Origin of the sequence: Rathayibacter sp. VKM Ac-2801, from assembly GCF_009834245.1 — a bacterium.
GTDB lineage: Bacteria > Actinomycetota > Actinomycetes > Actinomycetales > Microbacteriaceae > Rathayibacter.
This window is the reverse complement of record NZ_CP047183.1, coordinates 2,083,286-2,098,424: the sequence shown is the minus strand read 5'-3', so window position 1 is coordinate 2,098,424 and position 15,139 is coordinate 2,083,286. Positions and strand designations below refer to the sequence as shown.

Genomic DNA, 15,139 nt, shown 5'->3' with positions numbered 1-15,139 from the left:
CGGCGGGGGAGACGACGACGCCCCCCGGTCCGGGGACCAGGGGGCGTCGTGGCGAGGGGCGTCAGCCGCGGCTGGCCCAGACCGCGCGGCGGCTGTCGTACTCGACGAGGTTGCCGTCGTCCTGCATGACGAGCTTGTAGGGGCCGACCGACGCGGCGGGCGGGACGACCGACCATCCGCTCGTCGTCTCGGTGCCCACGGCGATCTGCCCGCTGGTGTCGATGGCGAAGAAGCCGCCGGCGCGGGTGGTCTTCGACGCCCAGATCGGGCCGTTCTTGCCGTAGACGACGAAGTTGCCGTCCGCCTGCATCACCGCTCGGTAGACGCCGTTCGCGGAGCGGAGGAAGCTGCCGGCCTCGAGCGAGTTCGCCGCGTAGAGCGTGGTCGAGGGGAACGCGGCCTGGCTGGTCCAGATCACGTCGTCGGACGGGTTCACGATGATGAGCGAGCCGGCGTTGTTGATGCCCAGCCGGAGATCCTTCCCGCGCGTGCCCGAGAACCACTTGACGGAGCCGTCGGACCCGTAGATGACGGCGTTGCCGTCCTTCTGCATGGTGATGCGGTTGCCGGAGCCGCCGGTGCCGGTGCCCCAGACGGCGCCCTGGGGGCCGTAGCCGACGAAGTTCCCGTCGTTCTGCATGACGGCGCTGAAGCGGCCGTCGGCGGAGGTCAGCTGGTGGACGGGGCGGAGGGTCTGCTCCGTGAACAGGGTGTCGGTCACCGGCTCGGCGATGACGCGGCGGACGCTGCTCGCCCAGGCGGGCGAGCCGTTCTCGCGGTAGACGACGAGGTTGCCGTCGGGTTGCATGATCACGGAGGCGCCCGCCTCGTTGGTCGTGTCGGTGCTCCACACGGGGCTGCCCTTGGCGGAGTAGACGACCATGTTGCCGTCGGTCTGCATCACCAGGTGGTCGCCGCGGCCCTGGGTGTTCGTGGCGAAGGTGGGGCGGCCCTGCGGGTCGTAGGTCACGGCGTTGCCGTCGGTCTGCATCCGGAACGAGTAGCCGTTCGTGCCCGAGACGATGCGCTGGCCGGCGGCCAGCTCCTCGCCGCCGACGAGGGCGTTGTAGTAGCTGACGGCCGCGCGGGCGGTCTGCTGGGCGGCCTCGGGCGACTCGCTCGCGGGGGCGAGGCCGGTGGGCGCCTCCTCGGAGGAGGAGAGCGGCTTCTGCGGGTTCTCGGCGGCGAGGGCCGGGGTCGCGCCGAAGAGCAGGGCGCCGGTCGCGACGAGCGCGATCAGCCCGGAGGCGAGGGGGCGGGGGGAGGGGGAACGCGTCATCGCAGGACTTTCTCGAGTGGCGGCGGGGCCGGGAGAGGGGGTACTCGATGCTCGCACGGCGGACGCCCGAGTGCGACCGGAACGGGGGCCCTCCGTCTGGGGGACGCGCGGGAGCTGGAGTCCTCCGCGGGTCAGAGCGCCGGGAGGGGCCGCCTGAGAGCGTCCAGCCGCTTCCGCCAGGCGTCCAGGCGGCCCGGCTCCGCGGCGAGCTCCGGTCCGTCCACCCAGGCGGTCGCCAGCCGCAGGCCGTGCAGGGCGTTCGCCGTCCAGACCTCCCGGCCCTCGAGCGACTCCGGCTCGGCCGGGGCCTCGATCACGTCCACGCCGAGCGCGCCCGCGAGCACCGAGACCGTGCGCGCCGTCACGCTGCGCACGCGGGTGCTCGTCGCCGGAGGGACGACCAGCGCGTCGCCCAGCCACCACAGGACCGCGCTGCTCGCTCCGTCGATGACGGCGCCCTCGGCGTCGAGCAGCACGGCCTCGTCCGCTCCCGCGGCCCGCGCGCGCGTGCGCAGGAGCGCCAGACGCGCGATGTCCGGGCCCTTCCAGGAGGGGGTCCGCCGCGGATCCACCGGGCTCGTCCACAGCACGACGGAGCGGGTCGTCGGCGGAGCCTCTCGCAGCCGGAGCCGCAGGGCGCCTCCGGAGAGCTCGACGCGGGGGAAGGAGCGGCCCTCGCGGGGCAGGGCGGCGATCGCGGCGTCGAGGAACGGCTCGACGTCCGGGTGCCCGCCCGCCGACACGACGGAGGCGGCGAAGCGCTCGCGGTGCAGGTCGAGCCCGCGGACCCGGCCCTCGTCGACCAGCCAGGAGTCGGCCGCGTCCAGGGAGGCGCCGGGCGGCTCGGGAAAGGTCGTCAGGGCCCGCCCGTCCCACACCTGAACCCGCTCGCCGTCCACGACCGCCTACGCTAGCCCAGTGGTCTCGGAGGATCAGCACGTCCGCTCGATCGAGCTGCCCTGGGTCGATCCGGAGCTCGCGCACGTCGCCCTGTTCGCCGCGGCCGAGACGTCGTTCTGGCTCGACTCGGGCCCCGGAGCGACGAGCGGCCGCTCCTACCTCGGCTCGTGCGCCCCGGAGGACGTGCTCCTCGTCGAGGCCGGCGGCGACGTGGCGGCGGCGCTCGCCGCGGTCGACGACGAGGCCTCCGCGGGCGACCGCGCGCTCGGCCGCTACGGCTGGATCTCCTACGAGGCCGGAGCCGCCTCCGTCTCCCTGCCGACGGCGCCCGCCGGCCCCGGGGATCCGCCCGCCCTCGCCCTGCTCCGGGGCGACCCCGTGCTCGAGTTCGACCACGGGGCCCGGACCGTCCGCCTGATCGCCACGGGAGAAGTGCAGGAGCTCACCGCGCGCATGCTCGAGCTCGTCGGCGGACCCGCACCCGCGGACCCCGCGGATCCCGAGCCCGCCGGCGTCCCGATCCGCCGTCACTCCGCCGCCGAGTACACGGCGCTGATCGGCCGCTGCCAGGAGGCCATCCGCGCGGGCGACGCCTACCAGCTCTGCCTCACCGACGAGATCGTCGTCGAGGGCCGGTTCGATCCGGTCGAGGCGTACCGTCGCCTCCGCCGCTCGAGCCCGAGCCATCACGGCGGGCTGATCCGCCTCGGCCCGCTCGCACTCGTCAGCGCCTCGCCCGAGCGGTTCCTCACCGGCGGCGCCGACGGACGCGTGGCCACGCATCCCATCAAGGGGACGCGCCCCCGGGGCCGGGACGCAGACGAGGACCGCGCGCTCCGGGACGAGCTCGTCTCGAGCGTGAAGGAGCGGGCCGAGAACGTGATGATCGTGGACCTCGTCCGCAACGACCTCGCCCGGATCGCCGCCCCCGGCTCCGTCGTCGTCGACCGCCTGCTCGAGGTGGAGAGCTACCCGCACGTCCACCAGCTGGTCAGCGAGGTCTCGGCCCGCCGGGCGCCCGGCGTCGGGACCTCCGAGCTGATCGCGGCCCTCTTCCCGGCCGGCTCGATGACCGGGGCGCCCAAGCGCCGGGCCGTGGAGCTGCTCCGCGAGTGGGAGGGCGGCCCCCGCGGCGTCTACTCCGGCGCCTTCGGCCGCCTGGGCTCGGACGGCTCGCTGGACCTCGCGATGACGATCCGCACCCTCGTGCTCGACGGTGAGCGCGCCCGCCTGGGCACCGGCGGCGGCATCACCGCGCTCTCGGTGCCGGAGGAGGAGGTCGAGGAGACGCGGCTGAAGGCCCGGGCGCTCCTCGCCGTGCTGGGCGCCGCCGAGGCGTGAGCGGGCGCCGCGTTCGTCTGCCGTGCGCGCAGGGCCAGTAGGGTTGATGGTCGAACGCAGCCGCCCACGCGTGCGCGTTCTCCCCCTCCTTCAGAAGTGAGAAGCACCTGTGGCAGAAGACACCTCCCGGCAGACCGGCGCGAGCGACGAGGAGCGCTACGACTTCCGAGCGCTCCAGGAGAAGTGGCTCCCGATCTGGGAGGAGACGCGCCCGTTCGCGACGGACGACCCCGACGACAAGCGCCCCCGCAAGTACGTGCTCGACATGTTCCCGTACCCCTCGGGCGACCTGCACATGGGCCACGCCGAGGCGTACGCGCTCGGCGACGTCATCGCGCGCTACTGGCGCCAGCAGGGCTTCAACGTCCTCCACCCGATCGGCTGGGACAGCTTCGGCCTGCCCGCCGAGAACGCCGCGATCAAGCGCGGACTGAACCCGGTCACCTGGACCTACGACAACATCGAGCAGCAGAAGCGCTCGATGAAGCGCTACGCCGCGTCCTTCGACTGGGACCGCGTGCTGCACACCTCCGACCCCGAGTACTACAAGTGGAACCAGTGGCTGTTCCTCAAGATGTACGAGAAGGGCCTCGCCTACCGCAAGGACAGCTGGGTCAACTGGGACCCGGTGGACCAGACGGTCCTGGCGAACGAGCAGGTCCTGGCGGACGGCACCTCCGAGCGCTCCGGCGCGGTCGTGGTCAAGAAGAAGCTCACGCAGTGGTACTTCAAGATCACCGACTACGCCGACCGCCTGCTCGACGACCTGAACCAGCTCGAGGGCTCCTGGCCGTCGAAGGTCATCGCCATGCAGCGCAACTGGATCGGCCGCTCCATCGGCGCCGACGTCGAGTTCGAGATCGAGGGCCGCGACGAGCGCGTCACCGTCTTCACCACGCGTCCGGACACGCTCTACGGGGCGACCTTCATGGTCGTCGCGCCCGACTCGGACCTCGCCTCCGAGCTGGTCGAGGGCTCCGAGCCCGCGATCCGCGACGCGTTCCGCAGCTACCTCGAGACGGTGCAGAAGTCGAGCGAGATCGAGCGCCTGACCGCCGACCGCCCCAAGACCGGCGTGTTCCTCGGCCGCTACGCGGTGAACCCCGTGAACGGCGAGCGGCTGCCGATCTGGGCCGCCGACTACGTCCTCTCCGACTACGGCCACGGCGCCGTCATGGCCGTGCCCGCGCACGACCAGCGCGACCTCGACTTCGCCCGCGCGTTCGACCTGCCCGTGCGCGTGGTCGTCGACACCAACGCCTCCGTCACCGGGGCGATCCCGGTCATCCCGGAGGACCCGGAGGAGCTGGCCGCGCTCGAGAAGGAGTACTCGCTCGACCCCGCCACGACCGGCGAGGCGCTGACCGGCGACGGCCGCCTGATCAACTCCGGTCCGCTCGACGGGCTCTCCAAGCGCACCGCCATCGAGCGCGTCACCAGGATGCTCGAGGAGCGCGGCCGCGGCCGCTCGGCCAAGAACTACCGCCTGCGCGACTGGCTGATCTCGCGCCAGCGCTACTGGGGCACCCCCATCCCGATCATCCACGGAGCCGACGGCGAGCTCGTGCCGGTGCCCGAGGACCAGCTGCCCGTCGTCCTGCCCTCCACCGACGGCCTCGATCTGCAGCCGAAGGGCTCGTCGCCGCTGGGAGCGGCGGAGGACTGGGTGAACGTGCCGCACCCGGTGGACGGCTCGCCCGCGCGCCGGGATCCGGACACGATGGACACCTTCGTCGACTCCTCGTGGTACTTCCTCCGCTTCCTCTCGCCGAAGGACGACACGCAGGCGTTCGATCCGAAGCTCGCCGAGAAGTGGGCGCCGGTCGACCAGTACGTCGGAGGCGTGACGCACGCGATCCTGCACCTGCTGTACGCGCGCTTCATCACCAAGGTGCTGTTCGACCTGGGCTACGTCTCGTTCACGGAGCCGTTCACGGCGCTGCTGAACCAGGGCATGGTGCAGATGGACGGCGCGGCGATGTCGAAGTCGAAGGGCAACATCGTCCGCCTGTCGGACCAGCTGGACGAGTTCGGCGTCGACGCCGTGCGCCTGACGATGGCGTTCGCCGGCCCGCCCGAGGACGACATCGACTGGGCCGACGTCTCGCCCGGCGGCAGCGCGAAGTTCCTGGCCCGCGCCTGGCGCCTGGCGAAGGACGTCACCTCGAAGCCCGACGTCGAGTGGAGGACGGGCGACGCGGCTCTGCGCCGCCAGACGCACCGCTTCCTCGCGGAGTCCCCGTCGCTGATCGAGGCGTTCAAGTTCAACGTCGTGGTCGCGCGGCTGATGGAGCTCGTCAACGCGACCCGCAAGGTCGTCGACTCGGGCGCCGGAGCCGGCGACCCCGCGGTCCGCGAGGCGGTCGAGGTGGTCGCGATGGCCCTCAACCTGTTCGCGCCGTACACGGCCGAGGACATGTGGCACCGTCTGGGCTACGAGGGCACCGTCGCGCACGCGCTGTGGCGCAAGGCCGACCCGTCGCTCCTGGTCGAGGAGAAGGTCACGGCGATCCTGCAGGTCGACGGCAAGGTCCGCGACCGGCTCGAGGTCTCGCCGAAGATCTCCTCCGACGAGCTCGAGGAGAAGGCGCGGGCCACGGCCGGCGTCGCCCGGGCTCTCGTCGGCCGCGAGGTCGTGAAGGCGATCGTGCGGGCGCCGCGCCTGGTGAACCTGGTGACGAAGGCGGTCTAGCCGCTTCGTGCTGACGGGGCTCCTCCTCTCGCGGGAGGGGCCCGGTCGTGCGTGCTGCGCCTGGGCCGCCCGCTCCTCCACAGGGAGGCGATCCGGCGGGCTCTCCCCGGGTCGGCGTCGGCGGCCGTTCCGGGCGGTGACTCGCGTCCTACCGTCGTCGGATGCCAGAGACCAGCGGGACGGACGACGAGCAGCCGACGGCGCTGCTGCGGCCCCGGCGCGCCCGCCCGCGCTGGCGCGTGGGGGTGGGAGCGGCGGTCGTGCTCGTGATCGGCGCCGCGGTCGTCGCGGTGCTGCTCGCCGGAGCGCGGTCGAGCGGGCACGAGCGCGTCCTGGAGCCCGCCGTGACGACGAATGCGCCCGCTGCGGTGGCCGAGTCGCTCTACGTGCACGTGGCCGGCGAGGTCGCCGCCCCGGGGCTGTACGTCCTGTCGCCGGAGGCGCGGGTGGCGGACGCGGTCGCCGCGGCCGGCGGGTTCCAGGAGTCGGCGGAGCGCGCCGCGGTCAACCTGGCCCGGAGGCTCGTCGACGGCGAGCAGATCGTCGTGCCGGCCGTGGGAGCGGCGCCGGCCGCGAGGGGAGCGGCGCCGGGCGGATCCGCTCCGGGAGGGGCCTCCGCCGCCGGATCCGTGCTGAGCCTGAGCACGGCGACGGCGGCCCAGCTGGAGGAGCTGCCCGAGATAGGCCCCGCGACTGCGAAGAAGATCGTCGCCCACCGGGAGGCGAACGGACCGTTCACCTCCGTCGACCAGCTGCTCGAGGTCCCCGGGATCGGCGAGAAGACGCTCGCCGCGTTCCGCGACCAGGTCGCGCCGTGAGGAGCGTCCGGGCGGCGGACCTGCGGCTCCTGCCGGCGGCGGCGGCCGCCTGGAGCACGGCGTGGGCGGCCGGGATGCTGCCGGTCGCGGCGGTACTCGAGTGGGGCCCCGCGTGGTGCGCCGCGGCCTGGGTGCTCCTCGGGACGGCGTGCGTCCTCCTCCGGCGCGGCCTCGGCGGACGGCTGGTCGGCGCGGTGCTCGTCGCGGGCGCCGGCGCCGCCCTCGCCCTCACCTCCGTCGTGGCCGCGGCGCCCGGAGATCATCCGGCGTCGCTGCGGACGGCCCAGGAGGACCGCGCCCTCACCCCGGTCACCGTGCGCGTCGACACGGGTGCCCGTCCGCTCGCCACCGGAGGAGTGTGGTTCGACGCGACGGCGCTGCGGGTGGGAAACGCGTCGACCGCGGCCCCGGTCCGCGTGCTGCTCGCCGATCCCGGCGGCCGGCTGTCGGTCGGTGCCGAGCTCGACCTGAAGGCCCGCGCAGGGGCAGCGGAGGGGCCGGTCGGCGAGGCGACGATGCTGAGGGCGGCGTCCGTCCAGGACCGGCGCGGTCCCGGAGGAGCGGCGGCCGTTGCGGAGGTGCTGCGCTCGCGCTTCCTCGACCGCGCGGGGGTGGTCGGCGGCGATGTCGCGGGGCTGCTGCCCGGGCTCGCGACCGGCGACACGTCCGCGCTCGACGCAGGGCTCGAGGAGGCGATGCGCACCGCGTCGCTCACGCACCTGACCGCCGTCTCGGGCGCCAACTGCGCAGTCGTGGTGGTCGCCGGCTGGACGATCGCGGCGCTCCTCGGTGCCGGGCGCCGCCTCCGGACCGTCGCCGCCCTCGCCCTGCTCGCAGGCTTCGTCGTGCTGGTGACCCCCGAGCCGAGCGTGGTGCGGGCCGCGGTGATGGCGACGGTGGTCCTCCTCGCGCGGCTCGGGCGGCGCTCCGGAGCGGCGGTGCCCGCCCTGCTCGCGACCGTCGTCGTGCTCGTGGCCGCCGACCCGTCGATCGCGGGGAGGCTCGGCTTCGTGCTGTCCGTCCTCGCCACGGCCGGACTCCTGCTGCTCGCCGAGCCGATCGCGAGCGCTCTCGGCCGGGTGCTGCCCCGGCCGCTCGCCCTGCTCCTCGCGGTGCCGACCGCGGCGCAGCTCGCCTGCCAGCCCGTGCTGCTGCTCGTGGACCCGTCGGTGCCGGTGTACGGAGTGCTCGCCAACCTGCTCGCCGAGCCGGCGGCACCCGCCGCGACCGGGCTGGGGCTCATCGGCTGCCTGCTCGCTCCGTGGTGGCCCGGAGCCGCCGACGCGGCGATCCGTCTCGCCGCCGTCCCCGCCTGGTGGATCGCCGCGATCGCCCGCGCCGTCGACTCGTGGCCCGCCCCCAGGATCGCCTGGTGGCCGGGAGTGGGAGGAGCGCTCGCGCTCACCGTCCTGACCCTGCTCGCGCTCGTGCTGGTCACGCGCGCGCCGCGGCTCGCAAGGGTGCGCAGGATCGCCGCGGTCGGGCTGGCGTGCGCGATCGCGGCCGCCGGCGGCACCACCGTCGCCACGCCGCTCCTCCGCGCCGCCTCGGTGCCCGAGGACTGGCGCGTCGCGATGTGCGACGTCGGGCAGGGAGACGCGGTCCTCCTCCGGGGAGACGCGGGCGTGCTGCTCGTCGACACGGGACCCGAGCCCGCACCGCTCGAGGCCTGCCTCCGCCTGATGGGAGTGGACCGGATCCCGCTGCTGGTGCTCACGCACTACGACCTCGACCACGTCGGCGGGCTCCAGGCCGTCCTCGGACGGACCGACGCCGCGCTCGTCGGGCCCGTCGCGGGCCGCGACGACGAGCGCGACCGGGCGGCGCTCACCGGCGCGGGGGTCGCCGTGCAGGAGGCGGTCCGCGGTGACAGCGGCGCCCTCGGCTCGCTGCGCTGGAGGGTCGAGTGGCCGGAGCGCAGGAGCGCGCTGCGCGGGAACGAGGCGAGCGTGACCCTCCGGGTCGACATCGGCCCGGACACCCGTGGCGGCCCGCTCTCCGTCGCGCTGCTGGGCGATCTCGGCGAGCAGGAGCAGGGGCGCGTCTCCCGGCTACAGGTCGGCCGGGTCGACGTGGTCAAGGTCGCGCACCACGGCTCCGCCGATCAGTCGCCCGCGCTCTACGACGCGCTCGGCGCGGGCGTCGGACTGATCTCCGTCGGGGCGGGGAACGACTACGGACACCCGAAGCCGTCGCTCCTCGCCCTGCTGGCCGAGCGCGGGGTCGAGGCGCTGAGGTCGGATGTCGAGGGTACGGTCGTGCTCGCGTCCCGCAGCGACGGGATCGCGGTCTGGGCGAGCGGCGCGACGGCTTCCGCGGCGGCCTCGGGGCGCCGCGAGCGGGCCGTAGGGTGGAGGGCGCTCGGACGGGCGCGGCACGGAAGGACACGGCATGGCAGGCAGGGCCCCGGCGCGCGCGAAGGCAGCGCCCTCGAAGGCCGCGATCCCGCAGCTCGCCTGGAACCAGACCCGGCCGGCGCCGATCGTGCTGATCACCGGCCCGGAGCAGTTCCTCGCCGACCGCGCGCTGCGCTTCCTCCGCGAGTTCCTCCGCGCCGAGGATCCGAGCCTCGAGGTCAGCGACATCGACGCCGGCGGCTACGCGCCGGGGGAGCTCCTGACGCTCGCGAGCCCGTCCCTCTTCGACGAGCCACGCCTCATCCGCGTGTCGAATGTCGAGAAGTGCACGGACGCGTTCCTCCTCGAGACCCTCGACTACCTCTCGGCGCCCGCGGACGGGGCGACCCTGGTGCTCCGCCACGGCGGCGGCAACCGGGGCAAGAAGCTCCTCGACGCCATCCGCTCGGGCACGGGCGGCGGAATCGAGATCGTCTGCGCCGAGCTCAAGCGCGAGAGCGACAAGGTCGACTTCGCGATCGCCGAGTTCCGTACCGCCGGCCGCACGGCGACCACCGGCGCCGTCCGCGCCCTGGTGTCGGCGTTCTCCGACGACCTCGACGAGCTCGCGTCGGCGTGCCAGCAGCTGCTGTCCGACGTCACCGGCGAGATCACCGAGGCGACCGTCGCGAAGTACTACGGCGGCCGCGTCGAGACGACGGCCTTCACCGTCGCCGACTCCGCGATCGCGGGTCGTCACGGCGAGGCGCTGCTCGGGCTCCGCCACGCCCTCGCCTCCGGCGCCGACCCGGTCCCGATCGTCGCCGCGTTCGCGAGCAAGCTGCGCACCATGGCGAAGGTCGCCGGCTCCCGGGAGGGCTCGGGCCAGGTCGCCTCGCGCCTGGGCCTCGCTCCGTGGCAGGTGGACCGGGCCCGGCGCGACCTGCAGGGCTGGACCGGCGAGGGCCTCGGCACCGCGATCCTCACGGTCGCCGATGCCGACGCCAACGTGAAGGGCGCCACCCGCGACCCCGTCTACGCCCTCGAGCGCATGGTCTCCGTCGTCTCCGCCCGAGGCCTCTGACCCGCCCGAGAAGCCCCCGCCGAGATCCGCTTCACAGGATCGACCTCGGAGCCGGCAGGTCCCGATACGCCGCTTCGCGCCTACTCGACCGGCCGTAAGTGATCAGCCCCTCCGCGGAGCGATCGGCGATCGGCGCTCGAGGGAGTCGTCCACCTCGCAGGGTCACCGGCGATCCGCGTGCCAGCGGATCGTCGTACCCGGATCGGAACCCGCTCCTCCCACCGCGACCACCCGTGGGAGCCGACTGCGCGACGGGCGACGAGGCACGAGGAGCCCGTCGAAGACGGCACCGCTCACCGGCGATCCGCGTGCGAGCGGATCGTCGTACCCGGAACGGGACCCGCTCCTCCCACCGCGACCACCCGTGGGAGCCGACCGCGCGACGGCCGACGAGGAACGAGGAGGCCGTCGACCGCGAAGCTGCAACGACGAAGGGCCCGGCCAGAGGCCGGACCCTTCGTCGTTGCAGCTTCGCGCAGTATTACAGCGCGGCGACCTGCTTCGCGATGGCCGACTTGCGGTTCGCGGCCTGGTTCTTGTGGATGACGCCCTTGCTGGCGGCCTTGTCGAGCTTCTTGGCGGCGAAGGCGAGGGCGGTGCCGGCCTTCTCGGTGTCGCCGGCGGCGATGGCGGTGTGGACCGAGCGGATGGCGGTCTTCAGCTCGCTCTTGACGGCCTTGTTGCGCTCGTTCGCCTTCTTGTTGGTGAGGTTGCGCTTGATCTGCGACTTGATGTTTGCCACGTGGATTACCTTCTTCTCGGATGTGCGTGTGTGCAGCCGGCTACTCGACGGAGTGCCCCTTCCGCGGGCGTCTGAACGCCCTGCGGTGCGACTGGAGGTCGCCGGCTTCTGATCACTCCACGCCTGCCGGGTGTCCGGAGGGGGAGCGCAAGCCAACAAGGAACTTTAGCGCACCCGTCGTCACCCTTCAACCGCGCCGCGCCCGCGGGTGCACCGCCGTCCGCGTCGAGGCCGCCGGGGCGACACGCCGGGGGATGCGGGGCGCAGTGGCGTCTCGCGCCTCGGGGCCGCCGGTAACGTGACGCCGGTGCCCCGTCTCGCCGATCACCTCTCCGCGGTGCCGCCCTCGGGCATCCGCCACCTGTTCGAGATCGCGCTGCGGCTCGACGGAGTCACCCTCCTCGCGGTGGGCGAGCCCGACGTGCCGACCGCGCCGCACATCATCGAGGCGGCCCGGGCGGCGTGGGCGGCCGACGACACCCGCTACGGGCCGAACGGCGGCGTCCCCGAGCTGCGGCGGGCGATCGTGGAGAAGCTGGCGCGCGACAACGGCATCGAGGCCGACGTCGAGCAGGTCTGGGTGACCGTCGGCGCCACGCAGGCGCTGCACCAGGCGATGACGCTCCTGCTCGGCCCCGGCGACGAGGTGCTGATCCCCGACCCCGGCTACACCGTCTTCACGACCAACGCGCGGACCATCGGCGCCGTGCCCGTGCCGTACACGCTGCGCGCCGAGAACGCCTTCCTCCCCGATCCCGACGAGATCGAGCGCCTCATCACCGACCGGACCCGCGTCTTGATCGTCAACAGCCCGTCCAACCCGCTCGGCGTGGTGTTCCCGAGAGAGGTCCTCGAGCGCCTGCTCGACATCGCCCGGCGCCACGACCTCTGGGTGCTCAGCGACGAGGTCTACGAGTACTTCACCTACGGGCGCCCGCATGTGAGCCTCGCGGCGATCGCGCAAGAGCGCGGGGACGATGCCGACCGCGTCCTCAGTGTCTTCTCCTTCTCGAAGACCTACGCGATGACCGGCGTCCGCGTCGGCTACCTCGTGACACCTCCCGGCTTCACCTCGATCATGGTCACCGTGCAGGAGGCGGCGATCAGCTGCGTCGCCACTCCGGACCAGCGCGCTGCCCTCGCCGCTCTGACCGGGCCGCAGGACGCGGTGGCCTCCGCCTCCGACCACTACCTCGCCAACCTGCGGCTCGCGACGGGAGTGCTCGACGAGCTCGGGATCGCCTACCGCGAGCCCGAGGGCGCGTTCTACCTGTGGATCGACATGGCGCACGCGACCGGCGGGGACGTCGCCTCGTGGGTCGAGTCGTTCCTCCTCGAGACCCTCGTCGCCGTCGCGCCCGGCAGCGCCTTCGGCCGCACCGGCGAGGGCTGGATCCGCGTCTGCCTCGCCGCGGACCCCGCCGCGCTCGAGCACGGGCTTCGCTCGCTCCCGGCCCCGGTGCGCGGATGAGCGCCGCCGAGGTGCTGGTCCGCCGCGTCCGGGCGGAGGAGTACGACGAGGTCTCGCGCCTCCGGCTCGCCGCCTACGCCCACGACTACGAGCTGGGCGAGGAGTACGCCGCCGACGTCGCCGCGGTCGCCCGCCACGACGCCGAGGGCGAGGTCTGGGTCGCCGTCGAGGGCGACGGGCGGATCCTCGCCACCGTCACCACCGCGCGCCCGGGCGCGAACCTCTACGAGCTCGGCCGCCCCGGCGAGCTGGACTGGCGGCTGCTCGCCGTCGCCCCGGAGGCGCGCGGGCGGGGACTCGGGCGCCTGCTCACCGAGTTCGTCGTGATGCTCGCCGCCGAGCGGGGCCTCCAGCGGGTCGTGATGAACAGCGGCACGCTGATGACCACCGCGCACGCCCTCTACGAGAGCATGGGCTTCGTCCGCCTCGGCGAGCGCGAGAACCCGCCCGGCGTCGAGCCCACCCGCACCTACGGACTCGATCTGTAGCGCCCGGTCCCGGCCTCCGCCGCCGGGCATGGGACACTGGTCCCACGATGTCTCCACGTGCACACTCCGGGCTCGAGCCCGCCGCGACCGATCCGGCGTCCATCCGCAACTTCTGCATCATCGCCCACATCGACCACGGCAAGTCCACCCTCGCCGACCGGATGCTCGGCATCACGGGTGTCGTCGAGGACCGGGCGATGCGCGCGCAGTACCTCGACCGCATGGACATCGAGCGCGAGCGCGGCATCACGATCAAGTCGCAGGCCGTGCGGATGCCATGGGAGCGCGACGGGCGCACGTTCGCCCTGAACATGATCGACACTCCGGGCCACGTCGACTTCTCCTACGAGGTCAGCCGCTCGCTGGCGGCCTGCGAGGGCGCGATCCTCCTGGTCGACGCGGCGCAGGGCATCGAGGCCCAGACGCTCGCGAACCTCTACCTCGCGCTCGAGAACGACCTCACGATCATCCCGGTCCTGAACAAGATCGACCTGCCGGCCGCCGACCCCGAGAAGTACGCGAAGGAGCTCGCGAGCCTCATCGGCGGCGAACCGGACGACGTCCTCCGCGTCTCCGGCAAGACCGGCATGGGCGTCGAGGCGCTGCTCGACCGCGTCACCGAGCTCATCCCGCCGCCCGTCGGCGACCCGTCCGCCCCCGCGCGCGCCATGATCTTCGACTCCGTGTACGACGCCTACCGCGGCGTCGTCACCTACGTCCGGATGATCGACGGCAAGCTCTCGCCGCGCGAGAAGATCCAGATGATGTCGACCCGCGCCACGCACGAGATCCTCGAGATCGGCGTGTCGAGCCCCGAGCCCGTCGCGACGCAGGGTCTCGCGGTCGGCGAGGTGGGCTACCTGATCACCGGTGTGAAGGACGTCCGCCAGTCGAAGGTCGGCGACACCGTCACCACGGCGTCCAAGCCCGCGACGCAGGCGCTGCCCGGCTACACCGAGCCGCTGCCGATGGTCTTCTCGGGCCTCTACCCGATCGACGGCAGCGACTACCCGGACCTGCGCGAGGCCCTCGACAAGCTCAAGCTCTCGGACGCGGCGCTCGTGTACGAGCCCGAGACGTCGGTGGCGCTCGGCTTCGGCTTCCGCTGCGGCTTCCTCGGCCTACTGCACCTCGAGATCATCACCGAGCGCCTGCAGCGCGAGTTCGGGCTCGACCTCATCACCACGGCGCCCTCGGTCATCTACGAGGTCTCGACGGAGGACAAGAAGACCGTCACCGTCACCAACCCGAGCGAGTTCCCCGTCGGCAAGATCGCCGCCGTCACGGAGCCGATCGTCAAGGCCGCGATCCTCGCGCCGAAGGACTACGTCGGCACGATCATGGAGCTCTGCCAGAGCCGCCGCGGAACCCTGATCGGCATGGAGTACCTGGGCGAGGACCGGGTCGAGATCCGCTACCACATGCCCCTCGGCGAGATCGTCTTCGACTTCTTCGACAACCTCAAGTCGAAGACCGCCGGCTACGCGTCGCTCGACTACGAGCCCGCCGGCTCGCAGGAGGCCGACCTGGTGAAGGTCGACATCCTGCTGCAGGGCGAGCAGGTCGACGCGTTCAGCGCCATCGTGCACCGGGAGAAGGCCTACGCCTACGGCGTGCTGATGACGGGACGCCTGCGCAAGCTGATCCCGCGGCAGCAGTTCGAGGTGCCGATCCAGGCCGCCATCGGCGCCCGGATCATCGCCCGCGAGTCGATCAGCGCGATGCGCAAGGACGTCCTGGCCAAGTGCTACGGCGGCGACATCACCCGCAAGCGCAAGCTCCTCGAGAAGCAGAAGGAGGGCAAGAAGCGGATGAAGATGGTCGGCCGCGTCGAGGTCCCCCAGGAGGCGTTCATCGCCGCGCTCTCGGGCGACGTCGAGACCAAGGACAAGAAGTAGCGCGAGCCCCGTCGCCCCGGCGCCGGCGCCCGTCCTCCCTCCCGGACGGGTGACGCACCCCCCGTCCGGGACATCGTGTCCGCGGGGATT

Annotated in this window: 11 protein-coding genes; 7 read left to right on the top strand and 4 right to left on the bottom strand. The window is 73.1% G+C overall.

Annotated features, from left to right (window positions below; translation table 11 throughout):
* Positions 1-61: 61 nt before the first annotated feature.
* Together GSU45_RS09685 and GSU45_RS09680 are read right to left on the bottom strand one after the other, a co-directional pair.
* Positions 62-1,279, bottom strand: coding sequence for a hypothetical protein (locus GSU45_RS09685; RefSeq protein ID WP_159914538.1), 1,218 nt, complete (start codon positions 1,277-1,279; stop codon positions 62-64).
* A gap of 131 nt (positions 1,280-1,410) precedes the next feature.
* On the bottom strand, positions 1,411-2,178 hold the full coding sequence (locus GSU45_RS09680) for an aminotransferase class IV (RefSeq protein WP_244248083.1): 768 nt from the start codon (positions 2,176-2,178) through the stop codon (positions 1,411-1,413).
* 19 nt (positions 2,179-2,197) lie between these two features.
* Between GSU45_RS09680 and GSU45_RS09675 the strand changes: the two genes are divergently transcribed.
* The 3 genes from GSU45_RS09675 to GSU45_RS09665 all read left to right on the top strand — a co-directional run bounded on the left by GSU45_RS09675 (position 2,198) and on the right by GSU45_RS09665 (position 7,030).
* Positions 2,198-3,520, top strand: coding sequence for an anthranilate synthase component I family protein (locus GSU45_RS09675; RefSeq protein ID WP_159914536.1), 1,323 nt, complete (start codon positions 2,198-2,200; stop codon positions 3,518-3,520).
* Between the two features lie 109 nt (positions 3,521-3,629).
* A complete protein-coding gene (gene leuS, locus GSU45_RS09670) occupies positions 3,630-6,212 on the top strand; it encodes a leucine--tRNA ligase (RefSeq protein WP_159914534.1) in 2,583 nt (860 codons plus the stop codon).
* A 161-nt stretch (positions 6,213-6,373) separates the two neighbouring features.
* Entirely contained in the window at positions 6,374-7,030 is a 657-nt protein-coding gene (locus GSU45_RS09665) for a ComEA family DNA-binding protein (RefSeq protein WP_159914532.1), read from the top strand.
* A gap of 259 nt (positions 7,031-7,289) precedes the next feature.
* On the opposite strand, the gene GSU45_RS17245 is transcribed toward GSU45_RS09665, so the two are convergent.
* Positions 7,290-8,558 carry a hypothetical protein gene (locus GSU45_RS17245; RefSeq protein ID WP_244248082.1) on the bottom strand — a complete coding sequence of 423 codons (1,269 nt, stop codon included), beginning with the start codon at positions 8,556-8,558 and terminating at the stop codon, positions 7,290-7,292.
* A gap of 863 nt (positions 8,559-9,421) precedes the next feature.
* On the opposite strand from GSU45_RS17245, the gene holA reads away from it, so the two are divergent.
* Positions 9,422-10,450 (top strand): DNA polymerase III subunit delta, encoded by a 1,029-nt coding sequence (gene holA / locus GSU45_RS09650; RefSeq protein WP_104225645.1) that lies wholly within the window; start codon positions 9,422-9,424, stop codon positions 10,448-10,450.
* 481 nt (positions 10,451-10,931) lie between these two features.
* Here the strand turns inward: holA and rpsT are convergent, their stop codons facing one another.
* Entirely contained in the window at positions 10,932-11,192 is a 261-nt protein-coding gene (gene rpsT, locus GSU45_RS09645) for a 30S ribosomal protein S20 (protein ID WP_097165711.1), read from the bottom strand.
* A 307-nt stretch (positions 11,193-11,499) separates the two neighbouring features.
* Here rpsT and GSU45_RS09640 point away from each other — a divergent pair, with 307 nt between their 5' ends.
* Genes GSU45_RS09640 through lepA form a run of 3 tightly spaced genes read left to right on the top strand, consistent with a single transcriptional unit; the run spans position 11,500 to position 15,049 of the window.
* Positions 11,500-12,663, top strand: a complete 1,164-nt coding sequence (locus GSU45_RS09640) for an aminotransferase class I/II-fold pyridoxal phosphate-dependent enzyme (RefSeq protein ID WP_159914530.1) — start codon at positions 11,500-11,502, stop codon at positions 12,661-12,663.
* On the top strand, positions 12,660-13,151 hold the full coding sequence (locus GSU45_RS09635; RefSeq protein ID WP_159914528.1) for a GNAT family N-acetyltransferase: 492 nt from the start codon (positions 12,660-12,662) through the stop codon (positions 13,149-13,151). The genes GSU45_RS09640 and GSU45_RS09635 overlap by 4 nt, the downstream gene beginning before the upstream one ends.
* Before the next feature lie 47 nt (positions 13,152-13,198).
* On the top strand, positions 13,199-15,049 hold the full coding sequence (lepA, locus tag GSU45_RS09630) for a translation elongation factor 4 (protein ID WP_159914526.1): 1,851 nt from the start codon (positions 13,199-13,201) through the stop codon (positions 15,047-15,049).
* The last annotated feature ends 90 nt before the right edge of the window (positions 15,050-15,139 follow it).